The 19,585-nt window shown below is 54.6% G+C and carries 13 protein-coding genes and 1 pseudogene; 2 read left to right on the forward strand and 12 right to left on the reverse strand.

Features of this window, described 5'->3' with window-relative positions:
• Nucleotides 1-290: 290 nt before the first annotated feature.
• A pseudogene (locus AOA60_RS09740) lies at nt 291-693 on the forward strand (IS3 family transposase); the annotation flags it as partial.
• Between the two features lie 160 nt (nt 694-853).
• On the opposite strand, the gene AOA60_RS09745 reads toward AOA60_RS09740, so the two are convergent.
• From AOA60_RS09745 to mexE, 9 genes are all read right to left on the reverse strand, one after another.
• The gene (locus tag AOA60_RS09745) at nt 854-2,101 is read right to left on the reverse strand and encodes an MFS transporter (protein ID WP_256592821.1); all 1,248 of its coding nucleotides are present in this window, start codon (nt 2,099-2,101) and stop codon (nt 854-856) included.
• Complete coding sequence (locus AOA60_RS09750; protein ID WP_143522414.1) at nt 2,098-3,081, reverse strand: ThiF family adenylyltransferase; 984 nt, start codon at nt 3,079-3,081, stop codon at nt 2,098-2,100. Before AOA60_RS09750 ends, AOA60_RS09745 begins: the two co-directional genes overlap by 4 nt.
• Nucleotides 3,074-4,399: a hypothetical protein gene (locus tag AOA60_RS32225; protein WP_143522415.1), complete on the reverse strand. Its 1,326-nt coding sequence runs from the start codon at nt 4,397-4,399 to the stop codon at nt 3,074-3,076. The genes AOA60_RS09750 and AOA60_RS32225 overlap by 8 nt, the downstream gene beginning before the upstream one ends.
• 116 nt (nt 4,400-4,515) lie before the next feature.
• A complete protein-coding gene (locus AOA60_RS32230) occupies nt 4,516-5,778 on the reverse strand; it encodes a hypothetical protein (RefSeq protein WP_143522416.1) in 1,263 nt (420 codons plus the stop codon).
• A 149-nt stretch (nt 5,779-5,927) separates the two neighbouring features.
• Complete coding sequence (locus AOA60_RS09760; protein ID WP_099584250.1) at nt 5,928-6,914, reverse strand: cupin-like domain-containing protein; 987 nt, start codon at nt 6,912-6,914, stop codon at nt 5,928-5,930.
• A gap of 84 nt (nt 6,915-6,998) precedes the next feature.
• Entirely contained in the window at nt 6,999-7,139 is a 141-nt protein-coding gene (locus AOA60_RS32635; protein WP_158235027.1) for a hypothetical protein, read from the reverse strand.
• A 428-nt stretch (nt 7,140-7,567) separates the two neighbouring features.
• Nucleotides 7,568-8,983: an efflux transporter outer membrane subunit gene (locus tag AOA60_RS09765; protein ID WP_099584251.1), complete on the reverse strand. Its 1,416-nt coding sequence runs from the start codon at nt 8,981-8,983 to the stop codon at nt 7,568-7,570.
• Nucleotides 8,980-12,159 carry an efflux RND transporter permease subunit gene (locus AOA60_RS09770; RefSeq protein ID WP_099584252.1) on the reverse strand — a complete coding sequence of 1,060 codons (3,180 nt, stop codon included), beginning with the start codon at nt 12,157-12,159 and terminating at the stop codon, nt 8,980-8,982. Before AOA60_RS09770 ends, AOA60_RS09765 begins: the two co-directional genes overlap by 4 nt.
• 15 nt (nt 12,160-12,174) lie before the next feature.
• Nucleotides 12,175-13,416, reverse strand: coding sequence for a multidrug efflux RND transporter periplasmic adaptor subunit MexE (mexE, locus tag AOA60_RS09775; RefSeq protein ID WP_099584292.1), 1,242 nt, complete (start codon nt 13,414-13,416; stop codon nt 12,175-12,177).
• Nucleotides 13,417-13,672: 256 nt separating this feature from the next.
• On the opposite strand from mexE, the gene AOA60_RS09780 reads away from it, so the two are divergent.
• Nucleotides 13,673-15,370, forward strand: coding sequence for a hypothetical protein (locus tag AOA60_RS09780; RefSeq protein ID WP_099584253.1), 1,698 nt, complete (start codon nt 13,673-13,675; stop codon nt 15,368-15,370).
• 75 nt (nt 15,371-15,445) lie between these two features.
• Here the strand turns inward: AOA60_RS09780 and AOA60_RS09785 are convergent, their stop codons facing one another.
• The 3 genes from AOA60_RS09785 to AOA60_RS09795 are packed head-to-tail and all read right to left on the reverse strand — an operon-like array spanning nt 15,446 to nt 19,529.
• Nucleotides 15,446-17,656 carry a GMC family oxidoreductase gene (locus tag AOA60_RS09785; RefSeq protein WP_099584254.1) on the reverse strand — a complete coding sequence of 737 codons (2,211 nt, stop codon included), beginning with the start codon at nt 17,654-17,656 and terminating at the stop codon, nt 15,446-15,448.
• Entirely contained in the window at nt 17,653-18,165 is a 513-nt protein-coding gene (locus AOA60_RS09790) for a sorbitol dehydrogenase (RefSeq protein WP_099584255.1), read from the reverse strand. The genes AOA60_RS09785 and AOA60_RS09790 overlap by 4 nt, the downstream gene beginning before the upstream one ends.
• Nucleotides 18,162-19,529, reverse strand: a complete 1,368-nt coding sequence (locus tag AOA60_RS09795) for a cytochrome C (RefSeq protein ID WP_099584256.1) — start codon at nt 19,527-19,529, stop codon at nt 18,162-18,164. Before AOA60_RS09795 ends, AOA60_RS09790 begins: the two co-directional genes overlap by 4 nt.
• Nucleotides 19,530-19,585: the final 56 nt, after the last annotated feature.

Below are 19,585 nucleotides of genomic sequence, written 5' to 3' on the forward strand. Positions count from 1 at the left end.
CGTTCCTGGCTTTTGAAGGCCAGGACGTCGAGGTGGGCGTTGACGTTGCGAACGCTCAGGGTGTGGCGGCTGTGGTCGAAAAAAGCGCTCGGTAATACGCTGGAAGTCATCCCTTTCACTCCTGGACGCGAAAGCCCGGAGAGTAAAGATTTGTTATCTGTGATTAATGTCGGAAAATTCGACTTTACGAGACAGGCGCTTCCTGAATGTGTTTTCGCGTCTCCGAACCATCAATATTCCGTTAGTCCATCTGCACGTCGGCCGCCAAAACCATTCCCATAAGTGTCCAAAACGGCGCGCCGATGAAATCGCTGACGCTGTTGAGCAAAATGTACGATCTGGGCATTACCACGTCCCGTGGAAGGCCGCGCGTAAGCAACGACAACGCCTACTCGGAGTCGCTGTTTAGAACGCTGAAATACTGCCCGCGCGGCGTGGGTGAGGGATTTTATGCGCTGGTACAACAACGAACATCGGCACAGGCGAATTCGCTTCGTCACACCCTCTGAGCGGCACCGCAAACTGGGTCATCAGATCCTGGCGCGGCGGAACGAACTGTACGAGCAAGCGCGAAAGACGAGCCCGGAACGCTGGTCAGGACAAACGCGAAACCGGAAGCCAGTAGGAACGGTGCTGCTAAATCCGGGTCGAGAGCAGCACCTGGAGAAAAGAGCGGCGTGGTTAGACGGTTGACGCGACAACTACCTTGAAAAACGCCGAAGGCGGAGCGAGCCTTATGATACTTTGCTCCTGAAAGAAATCGGAAGTACAGCATCAACCGTTAGCTATCACCGGTAGGGACTGAAAGCGTTATGCCAGGAGCTTGGAGTGTCCCTAGAAAGCGTGGGCCGAATCAAGCTTCCTGTTTTTTTAAATGGGCTTTTTGTCCACCTAATAGTAACGTTGTGCTTACACCAAGCAAACCAGCAAAACAGGAAGCTGCAACGATAATCAAAGTCAACGAGAAGCCATAGGCATCCAATAGTCCGCCGAAAACAGTATAGGAGATACCGATAATGACTGAATTAATTAGATTCGCAACAGAGAGGCAAGATGCTCGGATGCGTGACTCAACGTTTTCATGAATGTAGGTTTCATATGAGGTCTCATATATAGCAGGGAGTGACATGATTAGAAGGAAGCTTGCAATTGAGGTTATTATTCCTATATTTAATGCCAGGATAGCAATAAGAAAGGTTGTAATAAGGGTAGTGATAAAGGCAATTGCACCGAGAGAAAACCTAGCGCAAATAAAACCTGCGGCCATGAACATCACCGCTGATATGGCTTCTACTGCGGCATAGATTCCAGCAATTATAGGTACCTCCAAGCCCTGCATGAAAAAAAATGGCTGCCCATAGATAAACAAAGGGATCGTTGAAAGCTCGAATAAAGCATATCCAATAAATAAAGGAATAAGGAAGGCGCCTTTTTTAGAACGAAAAAATCTAATTAGCGAATTTAAAAGGCTTTCTGTTTTTTCATTCGTTATGCCCCTTTTTTTATTTGAGTTTAGTGGCTTTGGCGGGAGCTTTTTCTCGGAAATTAATGTGACAACAAGCGCACCAATAATCTTTGATATTGCGAAAAAAATATAAACACTGTCCCAGGACCATGTATCTTGTAATGCGCCACCAAGCAGCATAGATAAGCCTAATGAAATAGCACCAATAGCGCGGGCGCGTGATACTATTTTAGGGTACTCATCAGCTCGATGTTCAGCCAGTAAATTATCATACAATAATGCTCTGTCTGAACCGGAATTCATGGCAATGCTGGCGCCGAACAGGCAGAATATAATTGCAAAAGGAATAAAGGAAGAAAATAATAAAAATCCAATACCGCTTATAGATAACCCCGAAAAGCCGATTATAAGAGACGTTTTACGACCATATCGATCTGCAAGTAAACCAGATGGGATTTCTAAAGCTACGCAAGAAAAAAATAGAAAAGATTGAAGGATGCCTATCTCTCCTTGTGTGATACCCAGTTGCAGTAAGTAAAGTACAAATAGGCTTCTCTGAACGTCCATGCTCATAAATATTGATAGGGAGTAATATAAGTTGTCGTTCTTTTTATTTATGAAATTCAATGCGCTCATTTTTTTCTGAATTCCTGTTTTTTTGTAAGTTCAAAAGACTTGAAGTTAAAATTTAAGATGCATGCATCTACCTTCGAAGGACCAATTTTTGCCAGATACTGAAAAGCTTCCCAAGCTATGAGGTCAGCAATAATAGAATTTGTTATTCCGTTGGACGGAAAGCGGGCAGGAATAATTATTTTTTTGCAAACGCTGTGTACCTTTCTAAGCCAGCGTAGATAGATCTGAAGTGAAGATCTATCTTTGAGAAGCGGACCAATTATACCGCTGTTAATACCAACGGCACCGAACAGTGCTGACGTGCCTGCTTTTACTGCTGCGTTAGCAACGTAACTCTGAATCGCTCCTTTAGGTTCATCAGCACAACAGATTATTAAATCTGCTCCCTTGGCTAATTTCGCTAGCTGCCTGCTGGAGGTGATCTCGGATATGATGGGTCTGGCCTCTACCTTTTGGTTCTCCATTAATCGCTGGGCAAGTATGTCGGACTTGTATTGGCCGATATCTTGAGCGCTAAAAACAAATTGGCGATTAAGGTTGTTCATGCTGACTTTGTCGAAATCAATTAAAACAAAGGACCCCACACCTGAGCCTGCAAGGCTTTGTGCAACTAAAGATCCGGTGCCTCCACATCCAACAACTACTATTGATGAGCTTTTTAGCTGTTGACTCACTTCTTGGTGTGGTGCAATAGCTTCATTCCACGACCACTGTATCGTCTGTAAAGGAGTCATCCCGCAAGGAGGAGCAGTATGAATTAGATTTGCATCTTTCAGCCTTCGAAGAAGACTACCTTCTGGCTCATTGTCGAATTCCAGTACTACTCCTGTTGTACTAAGTAGATGAAGTAGCTCGGTTGTTCTGGAATTAAGTTTCTTGATGATTTTTGTGCCGTTTTCTGCAAACAATTTAAGTTGATTTCCGTCATCAAGTATGACAACGTCGCCACGTAATACCCATTGGTTTTCTTTTTTAAGCAAGGGAGAAATCCTCTGAGATGTTTTTATCACTTATGTTTTTAACAAACATAGCCATCGGCCTATAAACCGTTTCAGCCAACAGCATGGGCAAAATGGCACTGCTAGATTTAGAGTATAGCTTTAGAAAAATTGACTTAATGAAGTTGATGGATTCAGCAGAAGTGTCCAAGCCAGATATTTTTCTTTGAAAGAGAGTTAGGCGCAAACTTTTTTCACTTGCGGCATTTACAATCAGTGTCTTCAATGTCGCTTTTTCTTCATTTGTGAGTTCTTGCCAGAGTTGAGTGCACTCCATGATGAGGTGAAGTGATTTTTCTTTATTTTTTTGTAGTGGCTCAACAAAATTTTGAAGCAAGGTCTCTGCGTGACTCATTATTTCAAACGGGCTATTTAAACGCTGATAATTTGCAAGAATGGGGAAAGAGTAATGCGAAGAAAATGCGGACCATGATAATAGTATTTTTGTATCTGGGTTTGGGATTATGTCTATTGCTTTAGTTAGTCCGATGCCGCGATATTGTGGATGCACAATGACCCGAAAAGATTGCAATATATGTTTATTGATTTCTGAAAACTCAGGGAATATCTCAAATGCTTTTGGCCATGGACGAATACATAAATTAACACCAATCACCTCGCCTTTAGAGTAAGCAGTGACAACATGATCAACTAGAGGTGCTAACATATCAATATCATTCGGATTGTCGTTTTCATAATGATAGCGGGAAAGCTCTTTATAGTCGTCTATAGTGCCTTTCTTAATTTGTATTTCTAGGCTTTCTAATATGCTGGTGCTTTTTGCTTTTTTATTAAGAACGCGGTGTTTTCCATTGGCGTGAAGCTCGATGTGAATATCCGGCTTTAAAAAATCGACAATGTCATTATGGCAACTAGCAATAAAAGCACCTTGTTTATTAAAGCGAAGGATTTTTCCTAAATTTATAGCGACAATCTGGGCGGTACGCCTGTCCAATCTTGTAGTGAACTCGTCAAGGATAAGTGGCCCTATTCCTTGGAGTAAAGCTAAAGCAATAAGGAAACGTTCTTTTTGCCCATCAGATAGCTGAGAAAAAGGACCAATCAGAATGCGTGGTTCTCCCAACCCAAATTTTGAAAGATATCGGATGACTTTTCCTGCATCTTCACAGGAAATAATTTCTGCAATAGATTTGTTTTCATCAATTTTATTTGGTGTGTTTCTTGTGGCTAGAAAGTGCCGGGCAATATTTCTTAATAACAAGCTTTTTCCTACGCCACTTGCCCCTGTTATTAGAATGATCCCCTCTGCAGGAATGTCTAAGCTGGATAGCTGCTCCATCCACCCTTCTTCAGATAAGCCGAAAGTTTTAATTATATCTCGGCAAACTTTGCTTGAGCTATTTAGCGGAGGAATATGTAGGTCTACTTTTGTGTGTATTATATTCATAACATCGCTCACGTTAGCTTGGGAGGCTCAGTAGGCATATCAATTTTAAAGTTAATATTGCTCAAGCAGATGCTTGGAATGGCACCAATTATCACGCTTGGACATAAATCGTCTAATAATTCATCAAGTAAATGTCTATGCGCACTATCGAATATGGATGATTTTAATATGGATATATATAGCCTTTGGGCTTTGGATTCACTTCTCCAGGCGGGGCATAATGCTAATGACGCGTACCTACCCCAAGCATCATCGGTTGGGCCTGAAACAATCATTAGTCGCATGGCAGCTTTAACTTTCGGATTTGAATAACTGTCAGAAATAGGAGTGCAAGGTATACCATTTCTATGAAGTGTCGTTGCAATAGACCAAGCTACCGTGGCATTAGGAAAATAATCGGGAAATGCTAGAATAAGACCACTTCTTGATGCTATAGGTGACCAATCTAGAGTTGTTAAATCTATTAGCGGTGCGGGATCATCAGATGGTGTTGATGCCATTGCCCAACCTACGTGCTCTCCGCAGTTGGTGTTTTTTAAAATTTCTTTAATTTCTACGCGAAGTGATTTTTTGCCATCTCCAACAAGCTCGCCTGAAAATACAAGAATGCATCTAAGAGATGTTTTCTTAATGATGCGCTGTCCATTTATCGATGGGGTCGAGTTGAATGGGGTCGCTGTGTCTGCAGTTTGGTTGATGATTCCTTTTTCGTAAAGAGTGATGTTTTCTTCGGGGTTACGAACAACTTCTATTATGATAGAGGGGACTCTATTATATGGGCAAAAAGCTTCCCAGCGATTAGGGGAAATTTCGCAGATTTGTCGTGCCCCCGGCCATTTATCACTACGGAACGGTATCCAAGCAGGGGATGATAGCAACCCTTCAAAAGCTGGAGCCTTTTCCTGAAATCTGATAATGGTACTGCCATCTTGTGTTAAACCCAATTTTGCTTTACTCATGATTAGATCGCGAACGATAACATCATGACTAGCCAGATAATTAAGCCCGTTTAAATAATCTGCACCTGAAATACTATCCAGTTTTCGGCTATTATTGGCTTTGGGGGAAAGAATGTATGTATGCCCCTCATCCTCAATAGTTATATCGCAGCCGCCTTCTATACTCACATTTGGGAGTGGCGTAGACAATGGTGCTCGTGGAGGTAACGCTCCCAAACTCGCTAATTGTAGCGCTCCATAGTTACGAGGAGATCTTAATGATCCAGGGGGAGCGTCCACAGCAATTCTAATTAAATTATTTTTCTCCTCCATAGAGCCCCCTTCGTTTCTTGCGGCAGTTCGCCAAGAGTAATTGATTGTAATTTTTGCGTTGAGTTGGTTTGTGTTGGTGTTTTGTAGTCGTGGGAAGTCAATGTCAGGCTGATACGTCGTTAATTTAGATTTCGCTAATGCGTTGCTCTTTAATTGCTAGAATTCAGTAAGTAATAACTGCTCAGATAATCTTCAGATTTTTGTATTGATTTTTTAAGAAACGCTATATAGTTTTTCTCGTGCTCAATAAAATCCCCAGCCTGATGAGATAAAGGCGCGGGTAGTGCTTGTTCTGCTTTAAATAATTCTTCTCTGGCATCCCTTCCTAAATCTTCGATTTTATTTAATATGGGTAAAACGAAACCCCGCATTTGTTGTTCGAAAAGTGGAAATCTGTAAGTGTCTACGTGTAAATTTTGAACAGCAATAGTGAACCCACAGTTGATTACGTTATGCCACCACCCAGGGGGGATATAAAATGCATCGCCTGCCGATATTGCACCTTCAAAAATATCTGCACCTTGCTCAAGTACCTGATTAGCAATTTCAGAATTGAATAAATCTTGTCCGTTCGAAACTGCAAATGTATGGAGTGGAGACACCATGCGTGCTTTTTTTTCACCCGCAATCATAGTTAATACAGAGTTAACGAAAAAAGAATCTGTATGAAGCGGGCTTGAGACATGTTGATATCCTATGAGTAAGTTTGTTGGTGGTATTGAGATGGAAGACGGTAGTTTGTAAAGCCAATTGTCAGGAAAACAAGGCAGTGTCATGTCTATATCATCAAGAAGCTCAGGGAACTCTTTGTGATAGATCCACCCGCCCAAATATGGTCGCTCGGAGTCAATGTCGAAATGGTCGTCCTGTTCTGCTAAAAATATATATTCACTTAGAGGCATTTTGACTTGGTTTTTATATCGCTCATGCTGTTTTGTCTTGTAGTAACAGACAGGGACTTCAACATGCCCATAGGTGCTTTTAAAAAAAGCTGCAGACCAACGCCTAATGGCAGGCCAGTCCTTGCCCATTCCTTTTAGAATGACTGGCTTTTCATTCATGAGATAGTTTTTTTGGAATGCTACTGAATCTCTAGCATCAATGCTCTCAAGAAGAATTATATTTTTATTTGACAAGAGCGTAATCCTTGCATGATGGGTTGCTGTCGGCTCTTTAAAAGGTCACTCATAATGAATGACCTTTTTTCATAGTGCGAACTATTAACAACGGCTAAAAACAGCCTGAAGCATCAACTCATCATCTGCCGTGTCCATGAAGATGGAGACATCTTCATTTTCATTGGTTGTGGAAAAAGTACTGTCTGGTTCTAAGGTGTGTTCAAGCATTTCTTCATTTTTCATTTTATATTCTCACTGGTTTATCGATAGGGTAGTACCGGTTTTAGGTTGAGCGGTCGCTGATTATTACTGCTCGTTCTAGGACAACACCGGAGAACCGAATTTGTCGGTGAGGATCCGCGTAATCTATGAACTGGTCAGCGACTGCTAGAGTAAAGATCACGTTGCCGGTATTACGCAAATGTACACTTTTCCATTTTTTGTATCCGTGCGTCCGTAATGGGAGAAATGGCTTCTGCGATAAAAAACATGCAAGCCTGATCTTCAAGCGCAGCGCAGTATTAGGAAATTACTTACGAAGGACTTCGTGTTTCGCTTACAGAAGTAACTTTCAACATTTTAGGACGCTCCAAACAAAAAAAGCCCCATGACCAAACAGGCCACAGGGCTAAAAATTGGCTGGATGCGACCAACCAAAGGAGCTCTTTACATCACTTCGCCGTTGCTACAACGGTGTCCGGCTTCCAGCCACCCCCCAGCGCCTTGTAGATCGCCACGATTCCGCGATACAGGTCCACTTCGGCCTGGGCCTGGGAGTCTTCGGCGGCGAGGCGTTCGCGTTGGGCGTCCAGCAGCACGAGGAAGTCCACGGTGCCTTCGCGGTAGCGGATGGCGGCGAGGTCGGCGGCGGCGCGGCTGGATTCGCTTTGACGGATCAGCGAGATCAGGCGTTGTTGGCGCTTGCCGTAGTCACTGAAGGCGTTCTCGGATTCTTCCAGGGCGAGCAACACTTGCTGTTCGTAGGTTGCCAGGGCGCCATCGGCTTCGGCGTCGGCGCCACGCAGTCGAGCGCGCACGCTGCCCAGGTCGAACGCGGCCCAGGTGATGCTCGGGCCAAGGGCCCAGGCATTCGCTGCCGAGGAGCCGATCTGCGAACCGCGCCCGGCGGTAAAGCCGAGGAAGCCGCTGAGGCTGACCCGTGGGAACAGGTCGGCCTTGGCCACGCCGATGCGCGCGGTGGCGGCGGCCAGTTTGCGTTCGGCGCTGAGGATGTCTGGGCGACGTTGCAGCAGTTCGCCTGGGTCGCCGATGGGCAGTGCCTTGGCAATCGCCGGCAAGTCTTTGAGGCTCAGGTCCACGCTGAGTTTGTCCGGACGCTGGCCGAGGAGGGTGGCGATGCGGTTACGCTCGCGCACTTGTTCGGCCTGCAGTTGCGGCACGCTGGCTTCAACGGCGGCGAGGCGTGCGTCGGCACGTTCCACGTCGAGTTGGTCACCCACACCGGCATCACGCAGGCTGACGGTGATGGTGCGCGATTCCTGCTGGTTCTTCAGGTTGTCCAGGGCGATCTTTTCACGCAGCTGGGCGCCGCGCAGTTGACCGTAGGCGTCCACCAGTTCGGCAATCATGCTGACTTGCAGCTGGTACAGATCGGCTTCGGCGGCCTGCTGGTCGGCGTCGGTCGCTTCCAGGTTGCGCTGGATGCGGCCGAACAGGTCCAGTTCCCAGGCCATGTCCAGGCCGAGGTCGTAACGCTCGGTCTCGACGCGGCGAGTGGTCTGGCCGGGGATCTGGCCCTTGCCCTGGTCACTGCTGACGCGGCTGGTGATGGTCGGCATGGCGTCATTGCTGGCGTCATCGCGGATCGCCCGAGCCGCACGCAGGCGGGCAAAGGCGACGCGCAGATCACGGTTGCCTTGCAGCGACTGCGTGACCAACTGGTTAAGCGTCGGGTCCTCGAACTGCTGCCACCAGATGCCTTCGAACTTGGCATGGTCATACTGCTTGGCGTCCGCGGCGGCGGTGATGTTCGCCGCCTCCGGGGTCTGGGTTTTATAGTCCGGGCCGACGGCACAGGCGCTCAGCGCCAGTACCAGCAAGCTCGGCAGGAATACTTTCACACTCATTGCTGTGTCTCCAGCTTCAAGGCCTTGGCCGCTTTGCGCGCTTCGCTGCGTTCCACATAGCGACGGATCAGTACGTAGAACACTGGCGTCAGCAACAGACCGAAGAAGGTCACCCCGATCATCCCCGAGAACACCGCCACGCCCATGGCATGACGCATCTCGGCACCGGCACCGCTGGACAACACCAGCGGCACCACACCCATGATGAAGGCGAACGAGGTCATCAGGATCGGCCGCAGACGCAGGCGGCAGGCTTCCAGTACGGCAGCGAGCGGGTCGAGTCCTTCCTGTTGTTTATCCTTGGCGAACTCGACGATCAGAATCGCGTTCTTGCACGCCAGGCCCACCAGTACGATCAGGCCGATCTGGGTGAAGATGTTGTTGTCGCCGCCCGAGATGATCACCCCGGTAATGGCCGACAGCAGTGTCATCGGTACGATCAGGATCACCGCCAGTGGCAGGCTCCAGCTCTCGTATTGAGCAGCCAGTACCAGGAACGCCAGCAGCACGCACAGCGGGAACACGAACAGTGCGGTGTTGCCCGAGAGGATCTGCTGATAGGTCAGGTCGGTCCACTCGTAGGTCATGCCGTTGGGCAGTTCATCCTTCAACAGTTTTTCAATCGCGGCCTGGGCCTGGCCGGAGCTGTAGCCCGGTGCGGCGTTGCCGTTGATTTCAGCGGTGATAAAACCGTTGTAGTGCATCACGCGGTCCGGGCCCGAGGTGTCGCTGACCTTGATAAAGGTCGCCAGCGGGATCATCTCGCCCTTGTTGTTACGCACTTTCAGCTGGCCGATCTGGTCGGAGTCCTGGCGGAACTGTTGTTCAGCCTGCACGTTGACCTGATAGGTGCGCCCGAAGCGGTTGAAGTCGTTGGCATACAACGAACCCAGGTAGACCTGCAGGGTGTCGAAGATGTCGCTGATCGCCACGCCGTGGGTCTTGGCCTTTTCGCGGTCGATGGCGGCATCGACTTGCGGCACATTGACGGTGTAGCTGGTGAACAGACCAAACAGCTCCGGTACGCCGTGGCTCTTGGTGATCACGTTCTGCACTTCTTTGTACAACTCGTCATAGCCCAGGTTGCCCCGGTCTTCGATCTGCAGGCGGAACCCGCCGATCGTGCCCAGGCCCTGTACCGGCGGCGGTGGGAAGATCGCCATGTAGGCTTCTTCGATGTTGGCGTACTGGCCATTCAGCGCGCCGGCAATCGCTCCGGCGGACATGCTCGGGTCTTTGCGTTCATCGAACGGCTTCAAGGTCACGAACACGATGCCGCTGTTCGGGCTGTTGGTGAAGCCGTTGATGGACAGGCCAGGGAAAGCAATCGCAGCTTCCACGCCAGGCTGCTTCAGGGCGATCTCCGACATGCGCTTCATCACGTTTTCGGTACGGTCCAGGCTCGCGGCGTCGGGCAGTTGGGCGAAGGCCACCAGGTATTGCTTGTCCTGGGCCGGCACGAAACCGGTCGGCGTGTGGGCAAACCCGAAGAAGGTCAGCACCATCAGGCCGGCGTACACGAACAGCGCGATACCACTGCCGCGAATCACCCGGCGTACGGTACCCACATAGCCATGGCTGGCCTTTTCGAAAAAGCGGTTGAATGGACGGAACAGCCAGCCGCCGAACAGCTTGTCGAGGAACTTCGAGAAGCGATCCTTCGGTGCGTCGTGACCGCGCAGCAACACGGCGGCCAGGGCTGGGGACAGGGTCAGCGAGTTGAACGCCGAGATCACCGTCGAGATTGCAATGGTCAAGGCGAACTGTTTGTAGAACTGCCCGGTCAAGCCACTGATGAACGCGGCGGGAATGAACACCGCGCACAGCACCAACGCTGTAGCGATGATCGGGCCGGTCACTTCACTCATGGCTTTTTCAGTCGCAGGGAACGGCTCCAGGCCCAGCTCGATATTACGTTCGACGTTCTCTACCACCACGATGGCGTCATCCACCACGATGCCGATGGCCAAGACCAAGCCGAACAACGACAGCGCGTTGAGCGAGAACCCGAACAGGTGCATCACCGCAAAGGTACCGATCAACGATACCGGCACCGCCACCAACGGAATGATCGAGGCGCGCCAGGTCTGCAGGAACAGGATCACCACCAGCACCACGAGGATCAGCGCTTCGAACAGGGTATGCACGACCGCTTCGATGGAACCACGTACAAAGATCGTCGGGTCATAGGCGATGCGGTAGTCCATGCCCGCCGGGAAGCTCTTTTTCAGCTCGGCCATCTTGGCGCGCACATCGTTGGAGATGTCGATGGCATTGGAGCCGGGGCGCTGGAAGATCGGAATCGCCACGGCAGGCTGGTTATCGATCAGCGAGCGCAGCGCGTATTGGCTGGACCCCAGTTCAACCCGGGCGATGTCCTTGAGGCGCGTGATTTCACCGTTGGCGCCGGCGCGAATCACAATGTTCTCGAACTCTTCCTCGGTCACCAGACGGCCTTGGGTATTGACCGACAACTGGAAGCTGGTGTCGCTCGGCGCAGGCTGCGCGCCCAGGGCACCGGCCGCCACTTGGCGGTTCTGCTCACGGATCGCGGTCACCACGTCGGTGGCGGTCAGGTTGCGTGAGGCGGTCTTGTTCGGGTCGAGCCAGACGCGCAGGGAGTAATCGCCCATGCCGAACAGTTGCACGTCGCCCACGCCGCCCAAGCGGGCCAGCTCATCCTTGATGTTGAGGATGGCGTAGTTGGACAGGTACAGCATGTCGTAGCGCTGATCCGGGGAGGTCAAGTGCACCACCATGGTCAGGTCGGGAGAGGCCTTGTCCACGGTGATACCGATGCGTGTCACTTCCTCGGGCAGTTTTGGCTGAGTCCGCGTCACACGGTTTTGCACCTGCACCTGCGCGTTGTCCAGGTCGGTGCCCAGGGCGAAGGTGATGGTCAGGGTCAGTTTGCCGTCAGCGGTGGATTGCGAGGACATGTACAGCATGTTCTCGACGCCAGTGATGGCCTGCTCCAGCGGCGCGGCCACGGTTTCGCCGATGACCTTGGGGTTGGCGCCGGGGAAGTTGGCCCGTACCACCACAGTCGGCGGCACCACTTCCGGGTATTCGCTGATCGGCAGTTGGAACAGCGAAATCGCGCCGGCGATCAGGATCAACAGCGACAGCACTGCTGCGAAGATCGGCCGCGAAATGAAGAACTTGGAAAAATTCATCTTGAGTCGTATCCCTTAACCGCGTGGAGTCGCGACGCTGGCCAGTTTGGGCGCGGCTTTATCCGGCGCCACTTGTTCCAGGTTGCTGGCTTCAAGCGCTTGTCGTTGTTGGGCCAAGGCGGCGAGGGTTTCCTGGCTGGCCATCGGAATGGTTTCCGGCGCGACTGGCGAGCCTGGACGCACGCGCTGCAAGCCCTTGACGATAATCGTGTCGTCCTTATTCAGGCCGCTGCGCACAATGCGCAAGCCTTCGATCTTCGGCCCCAGTTCCACGGCGCGATAGGCCGGTTTGTCGCCGTCCATCACCAGCACGAACTTCTTGCCCAGGTCGGTGCCCACGGCTTCATCGTTGATCAGCACGGCGGAGTAGGTGCCGCTGCCCACCAGCTTCAGGCGTGCGTACAGGCCCGGGGTGTATTCGCCCTTGCTGTTGTCGAACACGGCGCGACCACGGATGGTGCCGGTGGCCGGGTTGACCTGGTTGTCGACGAAGTTCATCTGGCCCAGGTGCGGGTTGCCGGTTTCATTCGACAGGCCCAGGTACACCGGGGTGGTTGCGCCACGGCGGCCCTGGCGCGCCAGCTCGGTGTACTTGAGGTACACGCGCTCATCGGCGTCGAAGTAGGCGTAGACCTTGTCGGTGGACACCACGCTGGTCAGCGCGGTGGCATCGGCGGTCACCAGGTTGCCGGCGGTGATCTCGGCACGGCTGACGCGGCCGCTGATCGGCGAGGTCACGCGGGTAAAACTCAGGTTCAGCTTGGCCAGATCCAACTGCGCCTGGATGCCGGCGACAGCGGCGCGGGCTTCCTGGGCGGCAGTGGTGCGCGAGTCGGCCAGTTCGGCGGAGATTGCATTGCTCTGGCGCAGGCGCTCGCCGCGTTGGGCTTCATTGTCGCTGCGAGTGGCAGCGGCGCGGGTCTGTTGCAACTGGGCTTCAAGGCGGCGCACTTCAGCCTGGAACGGACGCGGGTCGATCTGGAACAGCAGGTCGCCTTTCTTGACCAAAGCGCCTTCGGTGAAAGCGACTTGGTCAATCTGGCCAGAAACCCGAGGACGGATCTGCACCGTTTCCGGCGCTTCCAGACGGCCGGTGAACTCATCCCACTCGTTGACCGGCTGTTCCAGCACCTTGGCCACGCTGACTTTTGCCGCAGGCATGGCGGCCGCTTGGTCCGGGGTCTTGCCGCACGCGCTCATCACTGCCACGGCCAGAATCGCCAGGGGCAAGCGCAAATGTTTGAGTGACTGTTCCATGAGGTGCATCCGCCAATGTATTTGAGATGGGCGGATCATGCGCGGCGAGGGGGTATGTCACGAATCGAATGAAGCGAAGGTAACTATCATTGCGAATGATATAAGCGCGATATCAGCCCTCTAGCATAGGGGTTTCGTTAGGGGGCTATCAATGGCGATGATGACAAAGGACTGTTGCGGGTGTGCAAGCAATGTCGACTTCGGCATCCGTATGGTTACTATTGCGCATGCAGATCGTTCGACCAGGAAGTCATTCATGACCATGCTCCAAACGTCGCCCCGTAAAGATGTCAGGGTCCAGAGCAACACCTTTTCCCTTGCGCTCAGCCAGACCCTGTCGGTGTTGTCCGAGCGAATCAGCCAGGCTCAAGCCAGCATTGCCGCTATCGACCGCCTGAGTTTACGCAGCGCCGAAAGGGAGCGCACCGAAGCCCTGGCTCCGAGCCAGGCGCGCGTGCACAAGTGTCAACAGCAGTTCGATCGGCAGAAAGGTGAAGGGCGCGGCTTCGGTTGGCTGCTCAGTCCGCTGGCTACGCATCAGGCGTCCGTTGAACTCAAGGCCGCGCGGCTCCAGCATGAGCAAGCGATCCTGGCTTTCGATGAGCCGGCCATCACGGCACAACGCGACCGCGACATCGACGAGCACAACCGGTACGTCGCTGGCCAGCACGAGGAACGGCTCAAACTCAAGGAACTATTGGCGAAGCTTCTCAGATCCCAGCGCCAGTTGAAGGACTTCGAGTTGGCCGCGACAGAGGCGTTGGCAGCTGCGAAAGGCAACGGATGGCTGGCGCCTGATTTCGCCGTAACCTTGGCTCGGGTGATGGACCTGGTGCGCGAGATGAAAATGCCACAAGCCCACGACTGCCTGGGGCAGTTGGTCTTTCAGAAAACGCCGGACGTGGCAGCCTATGCCAAGTGGCGCAAGCGCGCCGAAGGCATTCGCGAACGCGCCAATCGGGATCACTTCGGCGTCGCGGTGACGGGCGGCTTTCCCAATATTGTCGCGGCCAGCGCCAGGCTGGCTGCGGCAAACATGCAACGCGACCCCGCCCGTCAGCTGTTGCAATGTGGCCACACTGCCGATCAGTGGCAACTGCTGAGCCAATTGGCGACTTCACCCACCCACCTGTCCATCGATGTGCTCTGGGCGATCTACTGGGCGATGTTTCAGTGCCAACAGGAAATGGCCAGGTTTCTCAACAGCGCAGCGGCCATTGAGGACCTGTTGAACGGCCGGTTCAGTGCCTACGTCGAACACTGGTTTGGGAACTGGGCGTCCAAACAGGTTCCAAAATTCGGCTACCCCATGTCCCAGTCTTTCCTTGGCACGCTGCAACTGGCGGGCAAGCCGGAAGAAAGCCGTTTAGGGGCCGACCTTGGCGTCATTATCTCGTTGAATATCGGTGGCCTGATCTGTCGCAAAGCCGTGCTTTTGCAGGCCAAGCGGGCCAAGGACTGGGTCGCCGATGTGGGCAGCAAAAAAGGCCAGCTACCCAAGCTGTCCAAGTTGCCGCGGGGCGGTTACTACCTGTTCTACCATGAGTCTGCGAACCTGCAATTGGCCACTGCGGTTCCAACGGTCAGCTCTGCTCAAGCGTTGGAGCAGCTGTTGCTCACGGCGGGCAAAAAACCGGATGGCACCTACCTGCCCGTCGACGTGCGCGAGACGGGTTGGGATTGGGCGAGCTTTATCAGTTTTGGCCTGTGTGACGCCAATTCGCAGATCGGTGAGCCGTTCGACACCATTGATGACGCGCTGCGGATCCTGGGCAGTGGCGAGACCGGCGCGCTGCCCCTTCGGCTGTTCGTGGTCGCTATCGAGGATGAACCCTATGTGCTTGAGATGGCGCAGCGTGTGCGCGAGCGCTATGTAGACCTGCAAGAGCCGCTGACCAAGCAAGAAAAGAAACAGCTGGACGGGGATGAACGTGACCATAGCTACAGAATATGAAGCGTCAAGGACCTGCATGCCGAGTGCCTGAGGGCACCAGGGCTGCGAGCTGAGCACGCTCGCAGCCCTGGTTTTTTACGCGGTACCGAACCCGACCAGCACCGTCAGCCCCCCCTGGTTATCCCCCAGCCCAATCCCATACCGCCCCTCCAGGTCATCGTTGATGCACAGCTGCAATTCCCCGGTCTGCCCCGGCGGAATCTCGGCCAGATCCCCCACCAGAAATGGCGCGCCACTGTTGCCCACACGCCCAATCAGCGCCCCTTCATTGGCACCGGACAGGGTGTAGCCCGCCTTGGCGATCAACCCCGGACTGCCATTGCCATCGACCATGCCGCCGACCGGGCTGGCCAGCCATTGGCCGCTGACATAGCGCACCAGGCGCGGGCTTGGGCCGTTGATCTGCACGCCAGTGCCTTGCCATGGTTGGTTCGCTTGCACCTGCACGGTGACGGCCTTGAGGTCGTTGCACAGCGTGTCGCCGGCCTGGATCGACAGCGCGGCGATGGTCAGGCTCGGGTTGGAGGTGCCGGTGGTGGGGAACACGCCGTCGCCCACCAGGAACAGGTTGTTGTGGTCCCAACTGCGCTGGTACTTGTCGACCACCGAGGTGGCCGGGTCCGCGCCCATGCGGTAGGTGCCCATCAAGTGGCCGGCGCCCTGGAAAGAGTACGACTCGCCCTGGTAGTCAAACAGCCCCGGCTTGATGTCGGCCGTCAGTTCGGTGGCGCCGAGCAGTTCGGTGATGACATGGCTGGCGAGAATCCGCGCCTGCTTGAAGCCTTCCTTGGTGTAGTCCGACAGGTCGTAGTGGATTTCCGGGCGCGGGATGCCCAGGCGGTCCTGGTACTGGCTGGACGGCACGATGTAGCAGTTGGCGTTGTTCGGATCGTCCTCGACTTGTTCCACCAAAAAGCCCACGCGAAATTGCCGGGTGAGCAAGTTGTTCAACTGCTGCACCAGCGCCGTGCCGAACAGCACCTGGGGCGCGCCCGTGGCGTTTGGCAACGGGTTGGTGCGGCTGACGTTGGTGCCGTCGATCAGGTCGGCGACGGTGGTGTAGGGGTCGCCGATCGGCCAGTTGAAACCCTCGTTGCCGATCTCGATCCGCCACGCTGCACGCTGGCTGCGAAAGGCACCGTCGCGCAGGCTTTCGATGCCGGAGGTGGCCACCGGGCCACGGTACGGGAACACCGTCTTGCCTTCGGGCATCAAGCCCCACGCCAGGTAGATCGGGTGGTCCGCCAGGCTGCGACCGACCTGGCCGCTGCTGTTGGCCACGCCCTTGGGCCAGGCGCTGTTGGTGGAGTTGAGCAGCAGTTTGGGCGTCTCGATGGCATGGGCGGCGATCACATAACGCTGGCCGACCGCGACGCCCGTGCCAGTGGCCGGTCCATCACCCAACTGGTACTGGATAAACTCGATGCCACTGACCGTCTTGTCCGCTGCCACCGTGACCTTGCTCGCCACGGTTTTGTACAGCACCCGTACATTGCCGGTGTTGAGTGCATTGTTCAGGGTCACCGTGGCGTCGTACTTGGCCTGGATCGGGCAGATCGGCGTGCAGTTGGTATTGCCCGCGCACACCCGGCGCCCGGCATACGGCTGTGAGTTGCGCCCGGCCGGCGTCGGGCTGACCACCAGCGGCAAGCCCTGGAATGACTGGCCCTGCACCGCGCTGACGAAGCTGCCATCGACCAGTGACAACGGAATGCTGGTCATCGGGTATTCATAGTTCGTCGGGAAGGTGATGCCCAGGTAAGCCTGGTCGGCGACGTTGGCCGCCACGCCGATTTCCGCTTCGGCGCGGCAATAGGCGCTTTGCAGGTCGTTATAGCCGATGGGCCAGTCCACGCCCACGCCGTACAGCGACTTCATCCGGAAATCATTGGGCAACATGCGCAGGCACGTGGCGACCCAATGCCAGGTGGTGCCGCCGCCGACCCGTTCATACGTGCTGGTAAATGGCAGCGGGCCTTTCTGCACCAGGTAACTGACCTCGGGGTTGTCCCAGCCCAGGATCAGGTCGGCAATCGTCGCCCGTGGCGCGTTCTGTTCGGCCGGGTTGCGTGCCGGGCTCAGCGTGCTGACCGGCGGGTAGGGCGATTCGGGGGTCTTCAGCGTGGCGGTGTAGAACCGCTGCAGGTACTGGTTACGGTTGGCCGGGACTTCCGGGCCGGACTCCAGCACCAGCACCTTCACCCCCGCCAGGCCGAGTTGGTATGCAATGATGCTGCCCGCGAGGCCCGCACCGACGATCACGACATCTGCTTGTTCGCTGCTCATGACGATGCTCCTGGCTGTGGGCTGGCGGTGACCCCGGTGAAGTCTTCCAGGCTCGGTGGCGGGCTGTTCCAGTAGCCGAAGAAAAACTCGCTGTAGCCCATCGGGTGAGCCTGCGCGATGCTCCACGCCCAGCTCTGGGTGTAGGCCTCATCACTGACCACGGTTTGCTCGTTCACCGGGAACGCGCCTTGGGTATACGGCTGATACCACACGCCGAGCATCCACAACTTCATGATTGCCCGCGCTGCCTGGGCGGTTTGTGTCGCGGCGGGTTGGCCGTTCTGCATCAGGATGGCCGTGCCGATTTGCTGCGGCGTCTGTTGCTCACTTACCAGCTCGGCGTATTGGGCGAGCAGGGCGCTGAGCACGGTTTGCCCCAGGCGTGGGCCGATGAAATCGAGAAAGGTGCTTGGCAGGCCGATGGGGTCGACCGATGGCGCCAACAGTTCCTGATTGATGCCGGTGAGCACCACGCTCAGGCCGGTGAAATTGTCCAGGTCGGTACTCATGGCTGACTCCTTGTCACACCGGTGGATTGGGCGCGTTCGAGCAGGTAGGTGAAGTCGGCGAAACTGGTGCGCGGTGATTGCGTCACGTGGGTGGCCGCATTGCCGTGACACGCAATGCAGCTCGACGACGCCTGGGGCACGGTGCCCTGGATATAGGTCTCCAGCGTGGCATTGGCGAGGAATGACGGCGCCGGGTTGCCCAACGGCTTGGTGGCCGAGATCTGGCACGGGGGCTGGCCGCTGAGGGTCGGCCACTGGGTGCTGATCAACTGGTAATTGGCCCATACGCTATTGGGATTAACCGTGCGCAGCAGGTTCTGGTAGGTGGTGTTGAGGGCCTTGGTTTCGTCGGTCAAAGGGATTTCACGCACGATCTGTGATGGCGTGGCCTTTACCGCCGGGTTCCACGGCCGGGGCGGCGGCTGGTTGACCTCGGCATGGCTGCTGGCGTTGTAGAACAAATACGGGCCTTTGCGCTCGGCGGGCGGCGTGGTTTTCTCCGGGACATTGTCGACGTGCTCGAAGGTCGACCACACCCACTGCGGCGCGCTGGTGGTCTTGTGCACGATATGCAATCCCACCAGCCCCACCGGCTCGGCAACGCAGGACTCGGCCACCACCGGCCCCTTGCTCGGGTCGCTGTTGCCCGGCGTATACACCAGGGCATCGACGGTATGGAAACTGCCAGGCTGGTCGTTGCCGTCCAGCACCTTCCACGACGCCTTGACCATCAGCGAACCTACGTCACTGGTGGCCGGGTCGCCACAACTGAACGCCACCGCATTGGTCGGGCTGGCGGCAAAAAACGCCTGCTGGCCCTGGATGCTGTACAGGCCATTGTTGACGATGCCGTCGAACATCGATTGGTTGACCACGATTTCATTGCGTGTGTACACGCCGCTCTGGTCCACCAGCGGGCCACTTTGAAACGGTTGGATAAACTCGTCCAGCACATCCGGCACCTTGCCCATTTGCTGCAACAAGCGTCCCGAGCCTTTGCCCTCACAGGCTGCCGGCACGTTGGCGGGCGCCTGCCAGGCCGCCGGTTTCTGCCCTTGGGGCAGGAAAATCTGATAGCTCTCTTTGTAGCTCTCCCACACCGTGGCCGCGTCCTGCTGGCCGATCTGCACACCGGTATTGGGCTTGCCATCGGCCAGCACCGGCCAGTTCAGCGCAATAAACGTCTGCCATGACATCTCGTCGAAGTTGGCTTGCAGGCTGGTGAGGGAAAACGGCGGCGTCGCCGTGACATCGAAGGGTATTTGCGTAGACAGCGTGGGGGCCGCGACGACCAGGGGGCTCAGCAACGCGCCAAATAGCGCACAGCCGAACCCAGGCCGGGGGCGATGGGTTTCCATTCTCATCGTTATCTCCTAGGCATCAGGCGCCAGGAGACAGTGGGTCCGTCATGGACTCTTCA

Source organism: Pseudomonas sp. 2822-17 (assembly GCF_002742485.1).
In the GTDB taxonomy this organism is placed as follows: Bacteria; Pseudomonadota; Gammaproteobacteria; order Pseudomonadales; family Pseudomonadaceae; genus Aquipseudomonas; species Aquipseudomonas cyclaminis.